The sequence below is a fragment of the Pseudoalteromonas sp. T1lg23B genome, from assembly GCF_002964665.1.
Classification (GTDB): Bacteria; Pseudomonadota; Gammaproteobacteria; order Enterobacterales; family Alteromonadaceae; genus Pseudoalteromonas.
The window spans coordinates 430,171-455,550 of sequence record NZ_PQBZ01000042.1 but is presented as its reverse complement, the minus strand read 5'-3'; the positions used below and the strand labels follow the sequence as shown (position 1 = coordinate 455,550).

Annotated in this window: 18 protein-coding genes; 7 read left to right on the top strand and 11 right to left on the bottom strand. The window is 43.0% G+C overall.

Annotated features, from left to right (window positions below; translation table 11 throughout):
• Nucleotides 1-15: 15 nt before the first annotated feature.
• The 3 genes from C2M32_RS18485 to C2M32_RS18475 all read right to left on the bottom strand — a co-directional run bounded on the left by C2M32_RS18485 (nt 16) and on the right by C2M32_RS18475 (nt 3,612).
• The gene (locus C2M32_RS18485) at nt 16-1,242 is read right to left on the bottom strand and encodes a threonine/serine ThrE exporter family protein (protein WP_105169777.1); all 1,227 of its coding nucleotides are present in this window, start codon (nt 1,240-1,242) and stop codon (nt 16-18) included.
• Nucleotides 1,243-1,366: 124 nt separating this feature from the next.
• Complete coding sequence (locus C2M32_RS18480) at nt 1,367-2,602, bottom strand: glycosyltransferase (protein WP_234401348.1); 1,236 nt, start codon at nt 2,600-2,602, stop codon at nt 1,367-1,369.
• A complete protein-coding gene (locus tag C2M32_RS18475; protein ID WP_105169776.1) occupies nt 2,599-3,612 on the bottom strand; it encodes a LacI family DNA-binding transcriptional regulator in 1,014 nt (337 codons plus the stop codon). Before C2M32_RS18475 ends, C2M32_RS18480 begins: the two co-directional genes overlap by 4 nt.
• 173 nt (nt 3,613-3,785) lie before the next feature.
• On the opposite strand from C2M32_RS18475, the gene C2M32_RS18470 reads away from it, so the two are divergent.
• Together C2M32_RS18470 and C2M32_RS18460 are read left to right on the top strand one after the other, a co-directional pair.
• Entirely contained in the window at nt 3,786-6,287 is a 2,502-nt protein-coding gene (locus C2M32_RS18470; RefSeq protein ID WP_105169775.1) for a S9 family peptidase, read from the top strand.
• A 469-nt stretch (nt 6,288-6,756) separates the two neighbouring features.
• A complete protein-coding gene (locus C2M32_RS18460; protein WP_105169773.1) occupies nt 6,757-7,713 on the top strand; it encodes a S41 family peptidase in 957 nt (318 codons plus the stop codon).
• A gap of 97 nt (nt 7,714-7,810) precedes the next feature.
• Here C2M32_RS18460 and C2M32_RS18455 read toward each other — a convergent pair whose 3' ends face one another.
• The 4 genes from C2M32_RS18455 to C2M32_RS18440 all read right to left on the bottom strand — a co-directional run bounded on the left by C2M32_RS18455 (nt 7,811) and on the right by C2M32_RS18440 (nt 11,107).
• On the bottom strand, nt 7,811-8,665 hold the full coding sequence (locus C2M32_RS18455; RefSeq protein WP_105169772.1) for an EamA family transporter: 855 nt from the start codon (nt 8,663-8,665) through the stop codon (nt 7,811-7,813).
• Nucleotides 8,666-8,883: 218 nt separating this feature from the next.
• Nucleotides 8,884-9,675 (bottom strand): class I SAM-dependent methyltransferase, encoded by a 792-nt coding sequence (locus C2M32_RS18450; RefSeq protein WP_105169771.1) that lies wholly within the window; start codon nt 9,673-9,675, stop codon nt 8,884-8,886.
• A 90-nt stretch (nt 9,676-9,765) separates the two neighbouring features.
• The gene (locus C2M32_RS18445; protein WP_105169770.1) at nt 9,766-10,617 is read right to left on the bottom strand and encodes a GGDEF domain-containing protein; all 852 of its coding nucleotides are present in this window, start codon (nt 10,615-10,617) and stop codon (nt 9,766-9,768) included.
• A gap of 64 nt (nt 10,618-10,681) precedes the next feature.
• Nucleotides 10,682-11,107 (bottom strand): DUF3429 domain-containing protein, encoded by a 426-nt coding sequence (locus C2M32_RS18440; protein ID WP_105169769.1) that lies wholly within the window; start codon nt 11,105-11,107, stop codon nt 10,682-10,684.
• Nucleotides 11,108-11,372: 265 nt separating this feature from the next.
• Between C2M32_RS18440 and ahpC the strand changes: the two genes are divergently transcribed.
• Both ahpC and ahpF read left to right on the top strand, forming a co-directional pair.
• Nucleotides 11,373-11,942 carry an alkyl hydroperoxide reductase subunit C gene (ahpC, locus tag C2M32_RS18435; protein ID WP_105169768.1) on the top strand — a complete coding sequence of 190 codons (570 nt, stop codon included), beginning with the start codon at nt 11,373-11,375 and terminating at the stop codon, nt 11,940-11,942.
• A 58-nt stretch (nt 11,943-12,000) separates the two neighbouring features.
• A complete protein-coding gene (ahpF, locus tag C2M32_RS18430) occupies nt 12,001-13,578 on the top strand; it encodes an alkyl hydroperoxide reductase subunit F (RefSeq protein ID WP_105169767.1) in 1,578 nt (525 codons plus the stop codon).
• Nucleotides 13,579-13,777: 199 nt separating this feature from the next.
• Here the strand turns inward: ahpF and C2M32_RS18425 are convergent, their stop codons facing one another.
• Nucleotides 13,778-15,901 carry a hypothetical protein gene (locus C2M32_RS18425; RefSeq protein WP_105169766.1) on the bottom strand — a complete coding sequence of 708 codons (2,124 nt, stop codon included), beginning with the start codon at nt 15,899-15,901 and terminating at the stop codon, nt 13,778-13,780.
• A gap of 264 nt (nt 15,902-16,165) precedes the next feature.
• Between C2M32_RS18425 and C2M32_RS18420 the strand changes: the two genes are divergently transcribed.
• A complete protein-coding gene (locus tag C2M32_RS18420) occupies nt 16,166-17,236 on the top strand; it encodes an SGNH/GDSL hydrolase family protein (protein WP_105169765.1) in 1,071 nt (356 codons plus the stop codon).
• A gap of 190 nt (nt 17,237-17,426) precedes the next feature.
• On the top strand, nt 17,427-18,824 hold the full coding sequence (locus C2M32_RS18415; RefSeq protein ID WP_105169764.1) for a YHYH protein: 1,398 nt from the start codon (nt 17,427-17,429) through the stop codon (nt 18,822-18,824).
• Nucleotides 18,825-18,896: 72 nt separating this feature from the next.
• Here C2M32_RS18415 and C2M32_RS18410 read toward each other — a convergent pair whose 3' ends face one another.
• The 3 genes from C2M32_RS18410 to nudB all read right to left on the bottom strand — a co-directional run bounded on the left by C2M32_RS18410 (nt 18,897) and on the right by nudB (nt 20,999).
• Complete coding sequence (locus C2M32_RS18410; protein WP_105169763.1) at nt 18,897-19,349, bottom strand: NfeD family protein; 453 nt, start codon at nt 19,347-19,349, stop codon at nt 18,897-18,899.
• A 4-nt stretch (nt 19,350-19,353) separates the two neighbouring features.
• Nucleotides 19,354-20,307 (bottom strand): SPFH domain-containing protein, encoded by a 954-nt coding sequence (locus tag C2M32_RS18405; RefSeq protein WP_105169762.1) that lies wholly within the window; start codon nt 20,305-20,307, stop codon nt 19,354-19,356.
• A gap of 254 nt (nt 20,308-20,561) precedes the next feature.
• Nucleotides 20,562-20,999: a dihydroneopterin triphosphate diphosphatase gene (nudB, locus tag C2M32_RS18400; RefSeq protein WP_105169761.1), complete on the bottom strand. Its 438-nt coding sequence runs from the start codon at nt 20,997-20,999 to the stop codon at nt 20,562-20,564.
• Nucleotides 21,000-21,863: 864 nt separating this feature from the next.
• Here nudB and C2M32_RS18395 point away from each other — a divergent pair.
• Nucleotides 21,864-25,379, top strand: a complete 3,516-nt coding sequence (locus tag C2M32_RS18395) for an FG-GAP repeat domain-containing protein (RefSeq protein ID WP_105169760.1) — start codon at nt 21,864-21,866, stop codon at nt 25,377-25,379.
• Nucleotide 25,380: the final 1 nt, after the last annotated feature.

The following is a 25,380-nucleotide window of genomic DNA, read 5'->3' as shown; positions in this document are numbered from 1 at the left end:
ATAGCGTCCCTTTATCTACAAGGCTTTTTTCGGAGGCAGTGCTACGTTTGCGAAAATGAGACCGGCTACTAGAGACATAAAAATTAGAAATGTCTGTTGTCCGATATGATCAGCATGAATAAAGCTTTGCCCTTCAATGAGGGAATTGAGGCCTATATATGTTTTAGAGCCAGGTACCAGTACAATCAAACCTTGCATTGCCACAATTGATGCGGGGGCATTGACGATACGGTTAAACAGGTTACTAAATACTCCTACAGCAAAAGCACCGACGAACGCACCAATCGAATAATCAAAATATACGGCGGCACTAATGCTCGCAGCGTATGCGATAAACCCAGATGCGATTGACCAACTAGCATGTTTGAGCTTCGTTCTGAAAATGATGATTAAGCTCGTACACAGCAGTAGTATAGCCAGCCACGCAGTCCATTTTGGTAATGGATCTGGCTGTACAAAGTCTGTGGTGCCGAACAGAGAAAACCCGATGCTGATGCCTAAGAATGCGCCAAAATAGAGTTTGAACAACAACATTAACGAGTCCATAACTCTCGCTGTACCTGACACTAAGTGGCGTGATGAAAGCTCCGCAAATGCTAAGGCTAATGCGAGACCTGGAATGAACACGATAATGGCTGACAAAATGACTAATCTAATATTAATACTGGGGTCAACATAACTGCTCACCGCGCACGCACCAATAGCTGCCACAATGGCAACCAATGGTTCAAGCATGTGTGTCACTCGTTTTGAACGAGCAGACCAAAGTACAAACAGGAAAACCAAAATTGAGAACACGCCTGACCAGAGCACATCATTCCAGCTCGTACCCATCAACATCGCAAAAGCAGCACCAGATACTGAAAATGCAAAGCCAGTTAGTAACTTGCTGTAGGGGGCTTTTTGCTTACTAATTTTATCTAAATCGGCGTCTGCCTGTTCAATCGTAACTTGGCCAGTTAGTACCTTACTCACCACATCGTCAGTATCAGCTAAGGAACCTAAATCGTGATCGCCAGGGTCTACACGTGCGACGTGGGTGTATTCTTCTTCATGACCCTCTGTCCAGATAACAAATGTTACGGATGTAGGGGACATTACAAATGATGATTTTAAACCCAAGTGTGTTGCCACTTCCATGAGGTGTGCCTCAAGTCGGTATGCGGGCGTACCGTATTTGTGCAACATTTTTCCAAGTTTAACAATAAACTTGCGTTTTTGGGTAAAGGTAGCTGTGTTCAACTGCGTGAAACCTAAAATAAAAGAATGACAATACAAATATCAGACAAAAGTGTTATTTGATGATAAATGTAGCGATTGGAATTGCTGCGCATTCTAATCGCTTTCATTGCAAAGTCTAGGCTATTTAACGATTTTTATTGACATTTTTTGCTTCAATCCATTGCGCCATATATTGTGTGCTTCGCATAGTATGGTGTTTGAGCATTTGACCTGTGAAATTGGCTTGTCGATGTTGCGCTAAATTTTCAGCTATTGTATTGATTTTATTAATTAACAACGTCTCAAGTTGTTCTTTTTGGTACACGTGAGCGAGGATTGTCTGTGCGTTGCTTTGTGCGCACTGATAGGCTTGTTTATCGCAATAAAGGGCGACTGCTGCATCAGCAAATTGTTGTGGATTGTTGGCAATTTCCCCAGGCCATGGCAAATCTAAATGCATACCTTCGGAACCAATTGTAGTGGTAATACTGGGCGTTTGGGTGATCATCGCTTCTAACAACTTTCCCTTTATGCCAGCTCCAAATCTGAGCGGTGCAAGGCAAATACGGCTATTTTTCATTACCTCCAGAGCATCTTCAGCCCAGCCTTTGATAAGAAAGCCTGTTTTTGGGTTGTGTAGTGCCGTTGCTTTGGGTGGGGGATAGGAGCCATAAATATGCAGCTCTGCTTTTGGTAGTTGCTTACGAATGAGCGGCCATATTTGCTGTAAATACAGTACCGCATCCCAATTCGGCGCATGTCGGAAATTACCGATAGTCATAAAGTGCTGACGTTGCTCAAAGGCTGGTGTATCTTGTGGTAGGCTGTTGAGGTCAACCATAAACGGTAAGTAATGTAACAGTGAACTATCAATCTTATAGGTATCTTCTAGCAATTGCATTTCAAAGCTGGAGATAATGAGGCTGAGATCACAGCGTAAGATTGCTGCCATCTCACGCTTAGCTAGGTCGGAGTGTAAGTCGTTCACGGTTAGTTCCCGCTGGGCTTTATGTGCTTCGTGGCGGGCGTTTCGTAAACACTGTAGATCTTCAGTGTCTAATATTTTCAGTGCATTGGGGGCATATTTATCAACTCGCCAGCCAAACTGTTCTTCCATCATAAAACGGTCAAACATGACGATATCAGGCTGTAATGCTTGAATATACTCGTCAAAACTACTGCAGTTAAGAGTAATACTTTTACTTGTTATACCTTCTTTCGTTAAATCCACCATATGCTCGGTGACTTGCGCTGGGCTTGCGAATTCGACTTGCCATTGCTGTGCTTTAAAAAAGCGCAGCAATGACATCATGTGACTGCCAGCAGCCGAAGAATTAGGTTCTGGCCAAACGTAGCCGATGATTAAAACTTGTTTGTTCACAAAGATGATTCTCTTATTTTTAGCGACACATCAACCAAAGTACGAACCGCAGGGGATGATTGTTCCAATAATTCAGAAAGTGTCTGACAGGTGCGCTTGCCAATTTCATGGAAATCAATATGCACAGATGACAGAGTTGGTTGCATAAGTTGTGAGTCTTCTAAATCACCAAAGCCGATGATTTTAATATCTTTACCCGGTTCTAAGCCTTGTTGGTGCATGGCATCTATGACGCCATAGGCAATCACATCGCTGAAACAGACAATAGCTTTGGTGGTGGGCGCGACTTGTATGAGCTGTTGAAAAGCATCACGTCCACCTTGACGGCTGCTCGGGGCGGTGATGATGGGCTGTTTATGATTGATGCTGTGCCGCTCAAGTGCGGACGTAAATCCAGCCACGCGCTCTTGATATTCGGAAATCTCAGCTGTACCGCCCAAAAAAGCCAGTTGTGTGAGTCCTTGCTCTAATAGATGGCAGGTCGCTATATGTGAGCCTTTTTTATTGTCAGGCAGGATGCTTGGCGCGCTAGAATAGTCTACCTCACGCATGACATTGATCACTGGGAACCCAGCTTGGATCAGTTGTTCTTGCCATTTTTGGTCGGTATTGGGGGCTGGACACATAATAAACGCGCAGACATTGTATTCTTTTAGTGTGTTGACAACTTGCTTTTGCCGTTCAAGGTTTTCCCCCGTATTGACCAGCATTGGCAACATGTTTATTGCATAAAGGTGAGACTCTAGTGCGATGGCCAATTGCGCACATAGCGGGTCGGTAAGATCATTAATAACCAGCGCAACCAGATTTGAACGTTTACTTCTAAGGGCTGCGGCATCACGGTTGTACACATAGCCGAGCTGCTCAATGGCATCAAGCACTCGTTGCTTACTTTTATCGCTGACCTTATCACTGTGCGTAAGTACCAAAGATACCGTAGATTTAGATACTCCAGCTGCAGCGGCAACGTCCCAAATTGTTACTTTTTCGGACTTATTAGTTTTTGTCATGATTGCTCATATGGTCAGGCAGCAGCGTTGGAATATAGAAGTGGTCGGTATTTTAGCGTAAATTGTTGGGTCACAAAAGTGTAAGCTTTGCTGAAGATTGACTGATATAGCTGAATTTTTGGATAATTAGGTATATGATGCTCGGTTGTATGGATAGGGTAGGATAAAATAAAATGAAGCGTTTGCTTATAGGGCTAGTGATTTTCGTATTGGCGCCAATCACGGGTGTTGTTGCACAGCAGCAAGGGTACCAAGTGCCTTCTCCTGCGTTGGCAAAATTAGTGGATGCAAAATTACTTCCCACCAGTATATTAAGTCATGATGGTAAATGGTTGGCATTGTTAGAGCGTAAAAGGGTGCTAACACTGGACGAACTCACATTATCAGAAAAAGCATTGGCGGGGATTAAGTTTAATCCAAAAACGTTTATGCGGGAGTCTCGCCGTACTTACTTATCGTTAGAATTTAAACATGTCGATACCGGTTCGGTAATTCGCCCTGAAGGGATCCCTGCGGGGGCGGTTATACGATCGGTACAATGGTCGTCGGACAGTCGATATCTGAGCTTTATTGTTGAACAAGAAGCGGACGCCACTTTGTGGGTTTACGACATCAAAGAGCGTGCAGCTCGGCAGCTTACCGAATCAACACTAAACGGTGTGGTCACAGCGACTCCTTACTATTGGCTACCTGATAGTCACGCGATCGTCGTGAATTTTGCAGTTAACCATGGCCAACCAGCACTGAAACCAAAAGCGCAGTCTGTGGTACCTATCGTTCAGCAAAGTAGTGGCGAAAAAGCGCCCGCGAGAACCTATCAAAATCTACTGAAAACGCCATTTGATGAAGCGGAATTTAAATTTTACGCTCAAGGGCAACTGGCAAAGGTACCACTGAATGGTCCAATTAAAGGCATCGGCAAGCCTAATTTGGTGAAATCGTTTACAGTATCGCCAGACTCAACCAGCTTGATCGTGGGTATGATAGATGAACCCTTTTCCTACCAAGTGCCTTATCAGCGTTTTGCCAGTGTTTGGCAAGTTTGGGGCATGACAGGATACCCTTTATATGAGCTTGCCAGACAGCCTTTAGCTGACAATATACCAAAGGGGTTTGATAGTGTGCGCACTGGCCCACGAGAGTTTCAGTGGCGTGCTGATCAAGGTGCTACCGTATTATGGGCAGAGGCACAAGATGGCGGCAATATGAAACAAGATGTGCCACATCATGATTACCTCTACACCATTAGCGCACCATTTAAGCGTGAGCCAGAATTATTTGCCAAGGTTGAACGTCGTTTCTCGTCAATAGAGTGGGCCGATGATGAAGTGGCTTTACTGAGTGAATGGCGTTTTAGTGATCGCAGCATTCGTACTTCGGTTATTGCCCCAAGAGCTGCGGATCAAAACCGTGTGATATTTTCTGAGCGCAGTTATAACGACGCTTACAAAAATCCTGGTCAGTTTGTGTATACGCGCAGCGATTTAGGTTCTAGGGTATTAAAGCTTATCGGCGGGCGCTATCTGTTCTTACATGGTGATGGTGCATCCAAAACAGGTAACCAGCCTTTCTTAGACCGTTACGATGTCAAAACCAATAGCGCTACACGTATTTGGCAATCACAAGCCCCTTATTACGAGCGCGTAAAAGGTCTATTGGATGATGAGGGAATGCGTTTTATTACTGTCAGAGAGTCACAAACCGAGCAACCCAACTTTTTCATTCGCGATTTAAATTTTGATACGTTAACTCAGCTTACCCGTTATGAGCATCCATACCCGGAATTTATCGGCGTGACAAAAGAGCAGGTAAAGTACACTCGAGATGATGGTGTTGAGTTGACAGGCAACCTTTATTTACCAGCTAACTATGATGTTACCCAAGGACCGCTGCCGGTGTTGATGTGGGCATATCCACTTGAATACAAAGATAAAAGCGTAGCTTCTCAGGTGCGTGAGTCACCCTATGAGTTTCCATATTTTGGCTACTGGGGCCCAATGCCTTATTTAGCCAAAGGTATCGCGGTATTTGATGACCCTAAAATGCCTATCGTGGGAGAGGGTAAAGCATTACCCAATGATAGTTTTAGAAAACAGCTCGTTGCAAGTGCCAAAGCGGCGGTTGATACGCTCGTGGCCAAAGGGGTGGCGGATGCCAATAAAATAGCGATAGCAGGCCATTCATATGGTGCCTTTATGGTCGCGAACCTACTGGCTCATTCGGACTTGTTTGTCGCCGGTATTGCGCGCAGCGGTGCTTACAATCGTAGTTTGACACCGTTTGGTTTTCAGGGCGAAGAACGTGATTTTTGGGAAGCACAAGATGTGTATGCGAATATGTCGCCGTTCTTCCACGCAGAGAAAATCAATGAGCCGATGCTGATGATCCACGGTGATAAGGACCCTAACTCGGGGACTTTCCCAATGCAGTCAGAGCGTATGTATGCGGCGCTCAAAGGACTCGGTAAACAAGCGCGCTTAGTGATGCTTCCCAATGAAGGGCACGGTTATCGTGCACGCGAGAGTATCATGCATGTTTTGTGGGAACAGGAGCAGTGGTTAGACACGTATCTGTTTCCAAAGCCCCCTGCTGTAGAGGAAGGTACAGAAGGTGAACAACAGCCTGACAACCTCGTCTCAGGTGATGATGACACCACTGTTGAGCCTGTTCATTAATCTATGTCTTGCAAACGGCTGATTCACCAAGTTTATACAGTGCTGGCGGTTGCGTCAGCTCTGTTTTTGTGTGGTTGGCTGTTAGCATCTGCACCGCTAGACAGCAGCGAGTTACGGGGAAATACATTGGTAGTGGATACCACGGTAGTCCAGCTCGAAGCAAAAGCAAAAAAAAGCCAAGCGCAACCAAGGACTCCCAGCCAAGCACAGCAGTTTTTGCATGTATACCAAAATATGCCACAAGCGATTTTGTTATTTGTTTTTGCTTTGCTTTGTGTCAGTTGTATCCCGTATTTGCCAAAACTTTTTTTGTCTTTAATACCTTGGTACTGTCGGTGCCAATCTCTCGCCAAACTGCGCTTTTCACTGTGGCGTAATAACAATATCCTCAAAAGACACACCAGCCATTCTTTATCCCTTTAGTTTGTAATTTAACTTTTTGAATTATTAACAAATTAAAGGAAAAATCATGAATACAAAATACAATTTTTTTAACCGCGTGCTGAGCGTTTTTTGCTTGGTGATGTGTTTATTTAGTGACGCGAATGCAAGTTTAGACGAAGCCATTAGCGCGCAACAACGCGTCGAGACGATTCATTTGCTCAGCAATCAAATTGAGCAAGGTTATGTGTTACCCAAAGTGGCCAATCAGATTGTATTAGCGTTGCTCGAATTAGAGGTGCAAGGTCATTTTAGCCATATTACTACGCGTGCGCAGTTTATCGATGAAGTGGGACAACAGCTGCGCATTCTAAGTAAAGATGGTCATCTTGGTCTTGTACCGATGCGACCTGATAAAGTGGTTACTCATATCCTACAAGAGTCTGATGAGAAGCGGGTAAATAACTTTGCTTTTGAGCAGGCCAAAGTGCTAAGTGGCAATGTTGGCTACTTAAAATTCAATAAATTTCATCCCGACGAGCGCGCGAAACAAGTGGCTACACATGCTCTCAATTTTTTGAGTCATACTTCTGAGCTGATCATCGATCTAAGGGAGTGCACTGGTGGGTCTATGGAATTGGTGGCACATTTGATCAGTCATTTTGTGAAGGATAACACCCATTTGTGGGATATATATCAAAGAGATGGGTTTAGTTATCGAGTTGACAGTTATTCAGTGGCGGCTGAAAACAATCTAAAAGTCATTCCTGTCACCATTCTAACAAGCAGTAAAGTGATCAGTGCCGCTGAGTTTTTCACCTACACATTGAAACATTTAGGTAGAGCGCGTGTTATTGGTGAACAAACAGAAGGACTGGCTCATGCAACAGGGGTTAGAAAAATCAACGATTGGTTGGTGTTGAGGCTACCAATGTTGCGACCCATCAACCCAAAAACAGGCTCCAATTGGGAGCAAGTGGGTGTAACGCCTGATATTGTGGTGCCGAAAGAGCAAGCGCTAGCTAGGGCACTTGCCAAGGAGTAATGGATTTGCGGTGGCGACCATCGTCACCGCATTTTAAGTTGCCACTTAGGTGTAACCTTTTGTTTTATGGTTATTTTACAGCGTTAACAATAAAGCTTTAGTGTGCTTTGCTGCTAGACAGCGAGCTACCAACTGATGCGATGATCACCATAAAAATTGCCAGCCATTGCCAGATGCTTAGCAGCTCACCGAGGATCATCAGTCCAGCTAGTGCAGCTATTGCAGGCTCAAGGCTCATCATGATACTAAATCCCTGTGCGGGCATATTACGTAGGGCGACCATTTCTAAACTGTATGGAAGTGCACTTGAGAGTACTCCGATCATTATACCTAAAGGAATTAACTCCCAGTTCAACAAGGCTACACCTTGAGACGCAACGCCCAATGGCACGACCGCAATTGCCGCAACACTCATACCTAAGGCAACGGTTGCGCCGCCCGACCCTTGATTGCCAGTTTTCTTACCAAATAGAATATAGCCAGCCCAACAAGCGCCAGCGATGAGAGCTAACAACACACCGATAGGGTCAAGCCCTTGTGCACTGCTCATGTCAGGAAGCAGCAGTAAAATTCCTAACAAGGCAAACAATACCCACACATAGTCTCGTTTTCGTTTAGAAGCAAACAAAGCAACGGCTAAAGGCCCTGTGAATTCGAGTGCCACGCCAATACCAAGGGGAATACGTTCTATCGCGTAATAAAAAGTGATGTTCATACCACCCAAACACAATCCGTAGATCAAGATGGGCGTTTTGTTGGCGGGTATACATCGCCAAGGTTTAAATATCAGGCATAAAATCAGTGCAGAGAAACCCAAACGATATGCCGTTGTGCCTTCAGGTCCAACATGAGGAAATAACTGCTTTGCAATTGAAGCGCCTGATTGAATGGTGATCATTGCAATCAGTAAACATAATACTGCAAACAGGAAATCTCGATTGGTTAGTTTCATTCAGCTTGATTCTCTATCACACTTTTTTACGCAAGGCGCCTATTCTAAAGGCCTCACAAGAGCGCAGCAAGGTTTTTGTATACATTATTCACTGGTTTTACGGCTAAGTTTCTCTACATTTACATTAGGTAACTTTATTGCGATTTTCTAGTTACTAATGTTTCTGGATCAGGTTTCCACGCACGCAAATCTCAGTTTTATGAGCGCTCAGCTTTCTCTCATGAATTATAGGATGCTAAAAAGCGTAGCCAGTGCTGCTGGTGCTGTTGCATGGTACGGTGTTTTTTTGAGTTTTGGTGTGCTTGTGTGTCCGCTTCGCTATGAAACGGGCCCGCTCTGCAAAAACTACAATGATTGTCTTGCAAATAATTAGGGATGTAGAGTTGTTGCTGTATCGTTGGGTTTGCTTTGGCAGAAAAAACGTAAGTAGTGCCACTGGTGTCTTTGACATGTTTGTCTCTGTCTACATTACGAATTTTATATCCAGGAAACTGTGTGATATCAAATGGATGTTGGCCTAGGTAGTTCATTTTACTATTTAAGCTCAATGTCCCTTCGAGATCCCACTCACAGTAGGGTTTAACATCTTTAGAAGTGATATAGCATAGCATTGGGCCTGCTGGGTCTAGCGCATAGCGATAAGCATTATCGAGAAACTGGCGCAATAGCCTGCGATTGAGGGTATTAATTGAGTATTGCTGCTGCTCAAATTCTGTTTGGTCACTAAACGCTGGTAATAATGGAAACTGAAAAATAGCCAAATCGTATTGTGGTTTTGCAAGGCGTTGCCAGCTTTCACCAGCGGTTACATCGAATTCGCTCAGATATTCGGCGCTGGATGTACTCAATAGATCTAACGCATGATGTTGATATTTATCACGAATGGTTTGTTCGCTGTCGTAGGTACTGGCGGTGAGCAGGCCTGCTTTTAAGCGTGACGCAAGAGCGGATGAAAAACTTAAGTCGCCGTCACCTACCGTGAGTATGCGCCATTGTGTATCTAAAATCATAAAAAAACATCATAGTAAAAACGGCGGCGATTATAGCATTGCTGTGCGTGAAAATCTTACAAGGATTTTAATACCTGCAAACAGGGGGCGTTAGGAAGGTTTAGTTTTCGCGCTGCGAGAGCGGCTGGAGGTTCTTGATTTGTCTTTGTACATCTTGTTATCAGCCATTTGTAATATCTTATCTGGCTCTTGATGTTTATCAGTCTCAGCGCTTCCGATGCTCACATCCACTTGATATTCCAGCAGTGGAGGGTTAATAAGGCTTCTAAGCGCTTTACATTCATCAGGGCTGTGATTGCTAAATGCCACAAATTCGTCGCCACCTAATCGAAACACGCTCTCCTTATCAAATTGCTTTATTAGTGCATGTGCAAACTTTTCGAGTACTTCATCGCCTACATGGTGTCCGTATGTGTCATTTGCTTGCTTAAAGTTATCCAAATCAAAGTAATAAAGCCATTGATATTGCTCGCTTAAATTTGAGAAGCGTGCAAAACAGGCTTTGCGATTGCCAAGCTGAGTGAGTGGGTCATGATGAGCTTCATAACGAAGCTTATCTTCTAGCTGTTTACGGCTGGCTATTTCTAAATTGAGTTTAGCTATCGTGACTTTTTTAGACGATAGCAGTAACAACATGCCGTAACAAACGAGCACAAACCCTAAACTTTTCAGTGAGGTATCTAGGACTAAAAGCGGCACTAGGTCATGGCCTAAGAACTCATCAAAGATATCGAGCAGTAGTCCTAAACAATAAAATGACCAGCCAAATACCAAGGGCTTGCTGTTTAGTTGCTGTGCGACTAATGTAATGGCCGAGGCTGATAAGCAAAACCATAATATTTCTTCTACTGAACCAATATCTACAGTCGTTTGTGAAAATACCCAATCCAGCAGGGCAAATCCGAAGGCCCAAATCAGCGCAATGACTAGTTTTTGTATCATTTGTTACTCACACTTTGGCCAACGAACAGGCTTTAGCTCACCTTTTAAAGGTATAGCAGAGAATTTAAACTCTTGTTAGCTCAATACTTTGCGCAATCATAAACAAGTGACAAACGAATACGACGGATGTCAAAATATAGCGCATTCTGTGATAATCCTTGTGATATTGCTGCCAAGCTGGCATACCACGTTCGAACAACAGCACCAAAGGGAAGCAGATAGCTAGATATATCAAGGTGTTGGTTGCTGAAGCGAACACCAGTAAAGGGAAGGGGATCACCACCAGTACAGCCATCACCGCGTGAGTATAGGACTGTTCTCCTGCACGCCACAAGGTGCCAGACATAAACGCTAAAATTCCCATGCTATAGAGAGAGAATGCCTCAATTGCTTGGATGGAAGAACCAAGTAACAGAGGCCAAAATACGCAGGCTAAAAATGGCAGCGCGCCGTAGTAGCCCAATTGAATATGATTTAAGAAAGGGTGCATGATTTCCTCAATTATAAGGTTGTGTAACAGTGAACATCTGCGAGTATAACGCAGCCACGGTCACGGTTATAATTTCTATGCAAAACAATCGATAAAAGATCACTTCGCAATGTACTAAGTATGATTCAATCCAAAAAATTGATTGAATCAATCCAAACAATCCATTTTATTTAATCATTCAACATCTCTATCTTAGTAGTCAAGCAAGGCGAGCAGGACGACCTAACTCGTCATCGACATTAAACAAAACTAAGAGAGTAAAATTATGACTACTTCATTGATCAACACAAAAATTCAACCTTTCAATGCAACTGCTTACCATAACGGCGATTTCGTTGAAGTGAGTGAAAAGGACTTACTTGGTAAATGGTCAATTGTGTTTTTCTACCCAGCTGACTTCACCTTCGTATGTCCAACAGAATTAGGTGACTTAGCAGATTACTATGCGCAGCTACAAGAGATGGGTGTAGAGGTTTACTCAGTGTCGACAGACACACACTTCACGCATAAGGCTTGGCATGATGCCTCTGAAACCATCAAAAAAATTCAGTTCCCAATGATTGGTGACCCGACAGGCAGCATTACTCGTAACTTCGGGGTAATGATTGAAGAAGAAGGCCTAGCACTGCGCGGTACATTCGTGATCAACCCCGAGGGTGAAATCAAAGTGATTGAAACACACGATTTAGGCATTGGCCGAAGCGCCAAAGAGCTAGTACGTAAAGTACAAGCGGCACAGTACATCGCGAGCCATGATGGTGAAGTATGTCCTGCGTCTTGGCAGCCAGGTGAAGAAACACTCGCACCTTCACTTGACCTTGTAGGCAAAATCTAAATAGAACGGGGTGGTAAACCCACCCCTACTTTTTCAATTGCTGTGAGGATGACCAAGCATGTTAGACCAAAATATTAAAAATCAACTTACTAGCCATTTCAGCGCCTTAAAAGATCCTGTTGAGCTGGTCATTGCACTCGATGACAGCAATAAAGCCAAAGAGTTAGAGGCGTTAGCGGCAGACTTAGCTTCGCTAAGTGACTTAATCACTGTAACAAACAACCCTGATACCGAAGTACGCAGGCCAAGTATGACGCTCTATTCACCAAAGCGTGAGACACATATTCAGTTTGCGGGCGTGCCGATGGGTCATGAATTTACATCATTGGTGCTGGCGATACTGCAAAGTGGCGGACATCCGACGAAGGCATCTCAAGATGAAATTGCTCAGATACAGGCGCTAGATAGCGAACTGAATTTTGAAATGTACATTTCATTGAGCTGCCAAACCTGTCCACAGGTGGTTCAGGCGCTGAACTTAATGGCGGCACTTAATCCGTCTATCAAGACGGCGATGATTGATGGCGCGCTATTTCAAGACGAAGTGAATGAGCGTAACGTGTTAGCCGTACCTGCGGTTTATCTAAATGGCAAACTATTCTCGCAAGGCGCAGTGACACTCACTGACATTCTTAATAAGGTGGATGTAAACGCTGCTGCTAAACAAGCGACTAAGCTAAATGACAAAGAAGTGTTTGATGTATTGGTTGTGGGTGGTGGACCTGCGGGGGCATCAGCGGCGGTGTATGCAGCTCGCAAAGGCTTAAACACGGGGGTGGTTGCTGAACGCTTTGGCGGCCAAGTTGCTGACACCATGAGTATCGAAAACTTTATCTCCGTTAAAGCCACTGAAGGGCCGAAACTGGTGGCTCAACTAGAGGAACACGTCAAGCAATACGATGTGGATGTGATGGCAGGACAAAGGGCGGCTAACATTTATCGAGATCAGTTGCTTAATGTAGAGCTTGAGAGCGGCGCGATCCTTAAAGCCAAGTCAATTATTCTGGCCACAGGCGCACGTTGGAGAAATATGAATGTACCAGGTGAAACCGAATACAAAGGACGTGGGGTGGCGTATTGCCCGCACTGTGATGGTCCATTATTCAAAGGTAAACCTGTGGCCGTAATTGGTGGGGGTAATTCAGGTATTGAAGCCGCAATTGATTTGGCTAATATCGTTGAGCACGTCACCGTGCTGGAATTTGCTGATACATTGCGCGCAGATGAGGTGCTGATTAAAAAAGCCAATAGCTTGAGCAATATTACCATCATCAAAAATGCCCAAACCACCGAAGTGCTAGGAGATGGTAAGCGCGTGACGGGATTACGTTACACAGACAGAGTGACACAACAAAGCCATGAACTGACACTCGCGGGAATTTTCGTGCAGATTGGCTTGGTGCCAAACACCGAGTTTTTAAAGGACTCACCGGTGACTCTAACCAAATTTGGTGAGATAGAAATTGATAACAAAGGTGCGACCTCGATGCCGGGCGTGTATGGCGCGGGGGACGCAACCACTGAACCATTTAAGCAAATTATCATTGCTATGGGTTCAGGGGCAACAGCAAGCCTAGGGGCCTTTGATTATTTAATTCGCCACGCGCAACAAAATGATGAAGAGCAGGCAGCCTAATCATTGCAAGCCAGCCTGTTAGGTGGCTGGCAACACCCAGCAATGTAAAGCCACCTTAGGAGTTAAGGTGGCTTTTTTATATGGGTCGACTTGTAAAAAACAAAAACGCCAGAGCAAGCTCTGGCGTTTAATTTATAGATTAGAAATCTAGTAGCATCGTGTTAATAGGCTACCAAATTAATAAAAAGTTCCATCATGTTTAATTTTCTTTGGATGAAACGCAGGTGTTATCTAAGTACACTGTCACGTTGTCTAAATTGCGTAGTTTTTCTTCATCTTCACAGGTAATTTTACTGTTGCGAATTTCAAGATAGCTTAGTTGCTGCAGGTTCATGAATACATCAACATTGAAAAGCTCTGCTGCTCCCTTGATACTGATGGTATCTAGCTGTTCTAACTTCGCAATTGCACCGAGATCTGAGACGGGCATACCTTCCAACCTTAAAGATATAAGACTAGTGAGCTGCTCAAGGCCAGTTAAATCAGTTAAGTCCTTAAACCCGGCAAGTTTTAGAGTGCGGATGACCTCGTTTTTACCAAGGACTTGTAAAGATGATATGGTATGTTGCTGGTTGTCAGCTTCTAACTCTAATTTTGTGACAAGGGGCATCGTGCTGAGGTTGGGTAGCGAGCTAATGGTATTAGCTGTAACACTAAGCTGACGCATAGTTTGTACGCCGTTGAAAGCATTGCCGTCAAAAATTTCAGGGTCAATGTCAACATAAGCTAAATTTGGCATTCCAGCTAACCAATTTGTATCAATACTGCTCTTTTCTCCTATGGAGCCAGATCTCGTCGACAAATATGTAAGTGATGTCATTTCCTGTATCACTGAAAAGTCGATATGATTGCTTTGAACAATCTTTAATTTACTGAGCTCTTTTGTATGGGTTAGGGGAGCAAGAGAAGTTATGCCTGTATTGCCATATAGTTCGGCTACCTTTAATTTTTGATAGCCAGCTAAAAAGTCTATTGAATTTACCTCGACAGCCATAAGATCTATTACTTCTACATTCGTAAGAGGCTCAGCTGTGTCTGTATGGGTAAGCTGAAGATCTCTAAAATATAGATATTTTAGTTTGCTGTCCGCAGGAAAAACTCGCATATCAAGTGAAGTATCTTCTTCTAACCTCAATGCTCTGAGGTTAGTTAGTGCTTCTAAAAAGCTATAATCGTAAATATTAGAATAGGATAGGTATAACGCTCTCAAAACTATGGCCTTACTTAGGTCAGTATCATCGCTGAGCTGAACCCCCTTCAGAACAAGAGTTTTGAGCTTGCTAAGAGTCTTATCAGAAATGACGACACCGTTTGTTTCGGACTCGCCACAACGGTTCAGTTTAAGCGTATCTAACCCTGATAGTTTGTCGAAGTTAATATTGGCACAACTAATATCTGTGCTGTTTCGGTTTGTTATTGTGAGTGAACTTAGTTGACTTAATTGTTCAAGTTGCGTGAGAAGTGTGGTTGTGTCGGCACCGTCTGCAGTTGCGTAATCAAGCTCTAAGGTGTTCAATGTTGGTATGTTAATCAGCTCAGAAATGTCCTCAAGCTCAGCGTTTCTGATAGTTAATTGTTCCAAGCCTGCAATCTGTGATATTCCTGCAAGGGATTTTATGTCGTAATACTCACACTCTAGTACTTTAATATGTGCATCTACCGCTGCGGGAACCGGATGATATAGGTTTCTAAAGTAGATACAGTCGTGCAAGTTTTCATCCGTAATAAGCTCTAAAGCAAGATCAGGATAGGCATTTACTTCAATATCAAAAGCGGTGATGGTGTTGGGGACGTTATCACCTCCGACTATCAATTCAAATGATAGTGTGGTGTCTTCGAAAATACTCGGTGCGACTATTTCAAGGGATTGAGCATATTTATCGGAATGGGGGATATTGAGCCATGGGCCATCAGTTTGATTCCATATATAAAACACATTTTCAATGTTCTGAGCCTCAACTGTTGGCTGAATGGTTATGGTGTCACGCTCATTGACCTCGGTTGGTGCGCCTATTTCTACAATTTTGATTTGGTTTCCGTTTCCAGGCTCTGTAGGTGTATCAGGTTCTGTAGGTGTATCAGGCTCTGTAGGTGTATCAGGTTCCGTAGGTGTATCAGGTTCTGTAGGTGTATCAGGTTCTGTAGATGTATCAGGTTCTGTAGATGTATCAGGTTCTGTAGATGTATCAGGTTCTGTAGATGTATCAGGTTCCGTAGGTGCAGTTGACTTTGTTGGTGGCACTGGTTTTGATTGTTCAGAAGAACCACCGCCGCAGGCTGTTAAACCTAATGTAATCAATACGATAAATAATTTTTTAATCATTACAAATTTTGCTTCAAATATATCTAACCGAATTGTAACACACAGCTGTTTTTTTAAAAGGTACGCCGCTTTTGTCCCTAAACATAAATTAAGTATCCCTGTTGTTCATGTTATTTAAATTTTTCAAAGGGTTATGTTGATATTCAAGCTTGTCGACTTATAAGCGCCAAGTGAATGAATGTTTTTAACATGAAGAAAACTCGATTGCCTCGCAGGGAAGTAAAATCTATGTTGTATTTTTAACCTAACAAAGGAACAAACAACATGTACAAGGCAGGTTTACTTTCGTTATTGCTTAGCAGTTCGTTGGCTTATGGGGCCACTTTACCCGCAACTCATCACGCGATTGGTTATGAAGGCCGAACGGACAAGCATTACGATTTGGGTCAGGTCAATATTAATTGGCCGGGCACGAATTTTAAAACCCGACTTAAAGGCCGTAGTCTCTCTGTGACTATGGTGGGATTAGGCAACCAGTTTGATGTACTGGTTGATGGCAAACTACACAAAAAGATCGTTACCGACTACAGCGGTCAACCGCAAACTTACCCCTTATTCCATCAACAAGATGTTGCTGACGTTGAAATTGAGGTGGTAAAACGCTCAGAAGACCCTGTAAATTTCAGCCAAATCGTGAGTTTTGAGGTGGACGGTTCGATAGACGGTGTTTGGCAGCAGCAGAAACACATTTTATACATTGGCGATTCCATTAGTGCAGGCTTTGGCAGTGAGTCAAATAAACGAGACTGTTCATGGCCAGAAGTCGTTGAGACCAGTAATGCACGACTCGCGTTTCCGTACGTGAGTGCGCAAATGCTAGGTGCCAGTTTTACGCAATTGTCTGCATCGGGCCTTGGTCTTATTCGTAATTGGAGCGGTAACCAGCCACACCATAACTTACCTTATTATTACGATAAAGCAGGCGCGGTGTTTGAGGATAAACGTAGCTTTGAAGATAAGTTTCCCAACCTAATTGTTTTGGAAGTGGGCACCAACGATTTTAGTACCGACCCTCAAGCCCACGAACCTTGGGCTGATATTCAGGAGGTAAAACAAGCATGGGTTAAGCGTATGGTAGAATTTGTAACGACGTTACGTGGCCGTTATCCAAACCAACCGATCCTGATGATGCCAAGGCCAGCTTATCCATATGACTTGATCATTCCCGCTACCAATGAAGCCATCGCATTACTGAATGAAAAAGGGCAGGGTGAATTATACTCACAACCATTTAGCTCAGCATTGAGTGGCTGTATTTGGCACCCAACAAAGCAAGAGCATCAAGAAATCGCTCAACAACTAGTTGATTTTATTAACGCAAAACAATTGCTGTAAACTCAGAAGAAGTACGTTCGACGGTGTGGTTGTGAATATCAATACAACACCGTCGCTAATCTCTAAATTCCTCGCTTTAAGGGCGTTCAAAAAACAATCTGTTCTTTGGTAATGCACTTCCTTATTTATTCCTCATTTTCGCACTAGCTTTAATTTATCGACAAACAATCGAAGCTGTTTTGGAGGGGTTATGAAAGCTAAGGTGATAGACAAATTTCAGTTTCGTGCGCTGCTGATTGCACTTGTAAGCGCAGCGACTTTATGCGGGTGTGGCGGTTCAAACAGTGCAAGCACTGCGCCATCGTTAGATAATAATGAGCAGCAGCCTAGTGATGTTAGCAACAGTGCGCCAGTGGCCAATGCCGGTGTAGATAGAGATGTTAGCGTTGGTCAAACATTGATGCTCAGTGGCAGTGCCAGTCGTGATGAGGATGGTGACGCATTAAGTTATCAGTGGACCATGCAGGAGCGCCCAGCAAATAGCCAAACAACCATTCAAAATAGCAGTTCGGTTAGTGCTTCTGTGGTGCCAGATACACTCGGAACATACCGAATTAGTTTAACCGTATCGGACGGTAAAGAGAGCACCGAAGATGAAATCCTCATCAACGCGACCCAAGTGACCTCACAGACTCAAGATATCACGAATCAGGTATTCACCAAGCAAGAGGCATCCTGTGCGTCCTATGTTGGTAGCTATGAATCTTATGTGATTGATATACAAAGAGGGTTGGACTTTAGTGGTGAGGTATCTATTGCCAGTGATGGCAATACCTGTACTTTTAGCGTCAATGAAATTCCTAACCATGATTTTAATGACGCCCAAGCACAATTTGCTACGGATGTTAGCGAGCAATCAGCCAGTTATAGCGTACCTGTAGCGCCTATTTTTTCCAGTAATACCACGGCGGTTGAAATCGGTGTGTCAAACGGAATTTTTTTAAATGGGGTAAGTGTAGATATCATGGCTGCCGCCTGCTACGACGTTGGTAATGAGCCTTTAGGCAGAGAAAAAATCGGATGTGGCGCAAACCAAAGCGATCATCCGTGGCGTTATGATCCCATGTCACCGCTGAATTCTTTTGGCACCGACAGTCACAATGCGCACCCACAACCTAATGGCCGTTATCACTATCATGGCAATCCTAACGCCATGTTTAACCAAGATTGTCAGGTGGTATCGCCGGTGATTGGTTTTGCCGCGGATGGTTTCCCAATTTATGGTCCGTGTATAGAAGTGAATGGTGAAATACGCAAAGCAACACCCAGCTACACCCTTAAAAATAATGGCGGAAAAAGACAAGATGTCAGCGGCTATCAAACGCCACAAGGTGGGGTCGGGGAGGTTGCAAGTGACAACTATGATGGTCAATTTCGCTCCGATTGGCAGTATGTTGCGGACTCAGGAGACTTAGATGAGTGCAATGGCATGCAGAATAATGGGCAGTACGGATATTACATTACCGATAGTTTTCCGTGGGTGGTAGGGTGTTATCGCGGTCAAGTCGATGACTCGTTTAGACCCACAGGAAACGCTTTAAACAATCTACTCCATGATCACAGTGAGTTACACTCACATGAACAATAGCGAGTTAACCTTTAGCGCAAACACTGGCAGCGCAGTGCTGCCAGTTTTTTATTTGTCGTGATGACGGCAAAGCTAAATGGCTTTGACCCACATTACACCAACTTCCTTCTTGACCACTTTAACGCGGGTGCCTTTACTGATAGGTTGGTCACTTTTGAGTTGCCACTGAATACCAGAGTAACTGTGATATTGCTTGTTTTGCTCATTTAAATCGGCTTCAAGCACAAAATCAATATCAGCAAAGTCGCTGCCCAGAGTTTTTTCGCTTGATGATTGTTGCAGCCTTAGTAAGGGTTTCCAAAGTATTAGCGCCAGTACAAAGGTCAATACAGCGTTGACCCAAAGTGCAGTGAGCCAATCTTCACTCAGTAATCCTGCGTACATCATGGTGCCACTAAAAATCAGTGATAATCCCAAGAACAGTAGAACAAATGTGGCAAATCCAAGCACTGCAACTTCAATCACTAACGCCAAGATCCCAATGATGATGAGCGATTGTGCTAAGTTGTCTAATACGAACGCCATTTACTTACCCTTTTTGTTGTTTATTTATAGAGTTAATAATAGCCATACCTTGTGCAACCAGCGAGCTGGCATCGGTGCCAGAATCAGGTAATAAAACCACTGAAGACTCTTTAGCAATCGCTTGTTTGGCGGCGATAGCTTTTGTTGCAAGGTCTAGCTGTATCGCTTTTTGCCCAGCTTGCGTATCGGCCGCTTCACCCACTTTACGTAGCGCTTCAGCCTGAGCTTGTGCAACCGCAAGAATAGCTTGGGCTTCACCTTCTGCGCTTAAGATTTGCTCCGCTTTTTCACCTTCGGCTGCAAGTACTTGGGCTTGCTTTTTACCCTCAGCTACGTTGATGGCAGCTTGTCTGTCACCTTCAGACTCAAGTATTTGAGCACGTTTAACCCGCTCTGCCTTCATTTGTGCTTCCATTGCTTCCATCACCGAATTAGGTGGCACAATGTCTTTTATTTCATAGCGTAATACTTGAATACCCCATGGATCAGAAGCGCTGTTGATGGCAGCCACAATATTGGTGTTTAATAAGTCGCGTTCCTCAAAGGTTTTATCTAATTCCATTTTACCCAACTCGCTACGCATCGTTGTTTGTGCTAACTGGGTTACAGCGAAAATGTAATCATCAACGCCGTAAGTGGCTTTGTATGGGTCGAGTACTCTAAAATACAGTACGCCATCAACAATCAGTGAAATATTATCTTTGGTGATAGCTGACTGAGAAGGCACGTCCACAGCTTGTTCTTTTAAACTTCTGTCGGCCGCTACACGGTCTATAAACGGTACGATAAAGTTAAGGCCCGCTTCTTTAGTTGATTGGTATTTACCAAAACGTTCAACCAGCCATGCCCGGTTTTGTGGTACAAATTTGATACTGCTTTTGAGCACCACCACCACAAATATAAGCAAGACAACTTCAATGTTAAATAAGATTTCTAAAATCTGACTAAGTGGTTCCATGATATTCCTCGCAAAAAGCGCTTTGACGTTTCATTATTGTGTATTGCATCTAAAGTAGCCAATGCTAAAACGACGATAGGGGTATTTTAAAAAAGCGTGTTATCCCTTCTATAGAATCTGGGAAAATGAGAACGGCAGCTAAGCGCCAAGTTAGTTGAATGACAACTGGTTGTAATTAACTACACGGTATTTTTGTGTATCTCATTTGGGTTCATTATAGGTGGGTTATTGATGAAAATGCAATCTCTTAGGCTTTATACTTTTATATCGTTTATCTCTTTGGCGTTACTGGGTGACCATGCCTTTTTAGCCGCTTCAGACTGACTTAGCCACAGGTATTGGGTATGTTCGTTAGGGTCGAGTTTAACCTCAATACCCTCAGGTACACAGACACTAAAGACATGCTCGGTATTAACTTTGGCCCCAGCGATATAGCGGTGTCGCCAACACTCTCTGATCTCGTATTGATTGGTATGTTGGTGGTCGACAACTTCAATACCAAGTGCCTTTGCATCAATGCCCGTCTCTTCCTCGAGCTCTCTATATGCGGTTTGTAAGGGGGATTCATGTTGTTCAACACCGCCCGTAACGGACTGCCAAAAGCTTGCATCATCAGCTCGGCGAATAAGCAGGAATTCGCCTATATCGTTATAAATCACGACCAGTACTGAAACGGGTTTTCTTAGAGGCATAGTGGCAATAGGGCTAACAATTTACCGCTATAATATCACTATATACATTTGTTAGATATGAAGTTTTGAAGGCAAAAAAAAGCAGGCCCAAAAATGGGCCTGCTAAAATAACAACACCTAAACAGTGTGCTTTAAGGAAGATAAAACACCACCAACGTCCTTATTGGTATTAGCGATATCTACTTTTCTAAGGAGATAATGCTTTTAATGCGAGAAAGATAATACAATTATGTATATTAAATGTAAACATTAATTTAACTTGAATCATGAAATAATTTATATCCAATATATATTTCAAAACAAATCAAGTGGATAGCAGGGTTTTATTTGTTTACCTTTTAGATAAAGTCATAAATTTTTTGTAAAATGAGCCCGGTATTAACGTCTCCATTTTTTATCCACATTTACCTGCAAAAATGTACTTGGCAATGCTTATTGCCCAAAAGCAGTTCCAAATCCAGTTGCTCAGGGAAGAGCATCTATTTTGGACAAATGCTTTGTTGTAAAGGTATTTAGCTATTTTCCTTCTACTAGAGCTGTGTGATTCGGTCCTTTGTTCAGCACATCGGAAACACCAAACTCTTTCATTTGCAGGTTTTTTGTTCCACATAAAGTGTGCGCACAACTGTCATCAAAATTTATTTCCAACATGTCACAACAGAGAAAAGCAATTTAAGGATGCAGAAGTCTTAGACTTTTTTGATATCGAGGGACGCTTTTGAATAAATCACATGAATGATGTTGCGATAGAAACGTGAGAAAAGACTTTGGATAAGTAGATGTGTCACACCCATACGCGGTACAATGGCTGGTTTATATACAATTTATTTGCTCTAGTCTGAGTATTAATCAGGAAGAAACTAAATGCCAATCAATCTTTTAATTGTGCTATTGATACCATTATTGCTGCTTGGGTGCGGTGGCTCTGGTGGCGGTAGCGCGGATATCAATGATTCATCAGATCAAACAGACTCGGGTTCGACCCCCAGCCCACAATCTAAGATTGTTAATATACAGCACTATGAATTAAATGACGTTAAAGAGTATGCGCGACAAGTCGCGAATGCTGCATATACAGGTAATAAGAATGATGAAGTCATTGATCTGCGCATGGCGCGTGATATGGTGCGTACACTGTTTTATGATATTGAAGATTCGCTAGATAGTATAAATTTAGACGACTTAAATTTAGTTGATGGAAATAACCAACTAACGACTTCAATTAACTGCCCTTTCTCTGGGAACATAAAAGTTTCGGGAGTTGTCACACAGTTCTCATTACATTTTGTGGATTGCAAAATGTCATCAGGTGACCCCTTATTATCTGGAGTATTGGCCGCATTTATTGATGGACCAGCACCGACTATTTTTGTCGAAAATTTTAAAATGCGACAAGGCAATAGGTTTCAACAGTTTACAGGTTATTTGAATACCTATGATGATGTTGGCTCTGAAGTGTCTACCGAATACATCGCTTTTAAGTCAGAATCAATTTCGTTTGTTTCAAGCACTACAACTACAGAAAGAGAAACTAGTTCTGGTTTGTCTACATCTTACAATGGAGAGATAAGATACCAAGGTGTTGGACGCGTATCGGTTGAAGCACAAACGTTATCAGATAGCTCTGAAAATATTTCCTCAAGGTTGGTTAAGTTTAAGTCAACTAATCAAGTTCAAGTGGAAATTAATCGTCCATGGGTGAAGTACACAGAGGACTCAAACCTTGACGGACAGAGGGATCAAGGGATTTACTTTAAAGATATCCAAGCATTTTGGGATGCTAATCTGAGTAGCATTCCGTTGATGCCTGTAGAGGTTTTGTCAAAGCCGCCAGTTGTTAAAAATGCGCCATCTATTGTTCAAGACCCAGCAAAAGCACTAACAACGCTAGACCCTATCGTTGCTTTGGTTTCTGAGGATGATATAGAAGATATAGATACTTCATTTGAACAGTTTTCGTTTAAATATAGATGGTACATCAATGGTGAACTTGTATCTGGTTATCAAAATAAAGAATTACCTGCGGGTATAGCTAAAATAAACGACTTAGTGCAAGTTGCCTATGACGTATCTGATTCTAGCAATACAGTTAGTAGCGAACTGTCTGATGCTGTGACAATTGGTAAGGCACCAATTTTACTGAGCTCCACTCATGCGTCTGCTGATGTGCTCAACGTTGGTGAATTGGTAGAGTTTAAAGTACAGGCTCTCGACCCAGATCAAGGCAGCGACTCATTGCAGGTTACATTAATATCTGCACCGCAAGGGGGGCACCTAGATCAGCATGGTAACGTGACTTGGCAGCCACCGAAGAGCTTGTTATTTGCTCAACAAACATATCAATTTACATTTGGCATTGTTGATAGCGATGGTATGGTTATTAACGAACACCTTGTTGAAGTAACACTTAAAGACGATAGCACCAATTTGACAGCAAGAGCACTTAAACGAAGTGAATACTATTCAGAGAAATTAGAGTTTGTTGATGTCGATGGCGATGGTAACAAAGAGTTACTTTCATTAAAGTCGCCATATAACTTAGCCATTTTTAACTTAAACGCAGAGCGTGCTCAATACGAGTGGAGTTATCCATATACTAGCCAAGATGGACTGCTTACTCATGCAAGCAGTCTGCAAGCAGATGAGGATATTGCCACAGAATTGCTATTGCAATATCAAAACAGTATCGCGCTGCTCTTCGACCTAAATCAAGTTGCACAAGAAATATATAGTACTGAGAACCACATAGTACAATCTCAAGCGATTGACTTAAATCATGATGGTGATTTGGAGCTTGTCGTGCTGGAACATCTGCCGTCTGACAATTGGTCGAGCAGGGCATCCAAATTAACTGTGATCAGCCTTTTAGCGCCACATGACGTGCTATTCGAAGTAACCACAGAGCGAGCACACAAGTTTGTTACAGCTAGATCAGATAACAATGATGGTATCACAATATTTTTGGATATTGGTAAAGCGTATAAAGCAGGTTCTTGGCAAGTGTTGGATGTACCAGTCATGTCAAATTCTTTATCTGTTGCAGATTTTAACGCCGACGGAATAGATGAAATTGTTTCCTTGCCGTCATTAAATAGCATGGCACTCTATTCGTTTGTTGACCGTAAGTTGCGTACCATTGATTTTGATGTAGCCAATGAAATATTCCAGGCGAAGTTTGGTGACATAGATAACGATGGAAGAGACGAGTTGATCAGAGCTGCGAACGATGAAGAAACGGTGTTCGATGTGTTTAGTCTGACCGACGCCTATCAGCTCGAATCTAAAGGTCAAATCGTAACCAATCCAATGATCCCTAGAATAGCTTTTGTTGCTGATGTGAACTCAGATGGCAAAGCAAAGTTCATTTTTACAGCAAATAATGGTGGTGAACCTAATTTGGTTGTTTATGATTTATCGCACTCATATATGCAGCCACAAGCAACATATGCGCTACCTACTATATTTGATGCTCAAACCGCTGCGGGGTGGACATCAATAGACGGTCAGTCTGAATATGCTGTATTTACGGGCGGCTCAAAGATAGCGACGGTCTCACCACAAGGCAAAGTTGACATAAAAGATACTAAACTCGACATCATGTTACATGGTAGTGCTGTTGATTACGACGGTGATGGATTTGGAGAGTTGTTTGTTGAGCGCGGTATTATTCGACTGTTCGATTATTCTTATGTTTGGCAAAACCCTGGTACCCGTAATCATTTTGCCGATCAGAGCAAATATATTGCAAGAGACGTGAATAAAGATGGTCATGTTGACCACGTAACGTGGAATCAAGATGGTGTATTTGTAAGAGATGTCATTAATGGAGAATCGATTTTAGCCGCAGAGTTTGGAAGCGGATATAAGCGCTACGAATTTATGTTCTTTGAATCTAAGACCTATGTTGTATCTATCGACAACACAGTGCTCAATTTATATCATCTAGAGTCAGGACAGTTACGCTTACTGGATTCTCAGCAAGGTCAAGAGTGCTCAGAGCTTACTTCGTTTAACCAAGATGGAGATAGTGACCCTGAGCTATTGTGCTTGAACGAAGATCAGCAATCAGTGGCCGATACTTTCAAAGTTTATGAAATCGTCAATGACAAGCTCGTTCTAAAACTAGAACGCAAGCTGGATTTTTCTCTATCCGATTATCAAGTCGATCCGAGAAGCAGTGATTATCAAGGGTTATTAGTGTCTGTCAGTAACCCTATGTATGGGAGTAACGTTATTAGTGTCAATAATGAAGGTAAGATGCTTTGGCGAAGCGCTAAATTAACTGGCTATGTTTCATCGGGCAGTATCAGAGCAAGAATGCATGAAGGGAAGCTTTCTTTACAGTTAGCGACAGAAAATATGATGCTTTTGGTAAATTGAT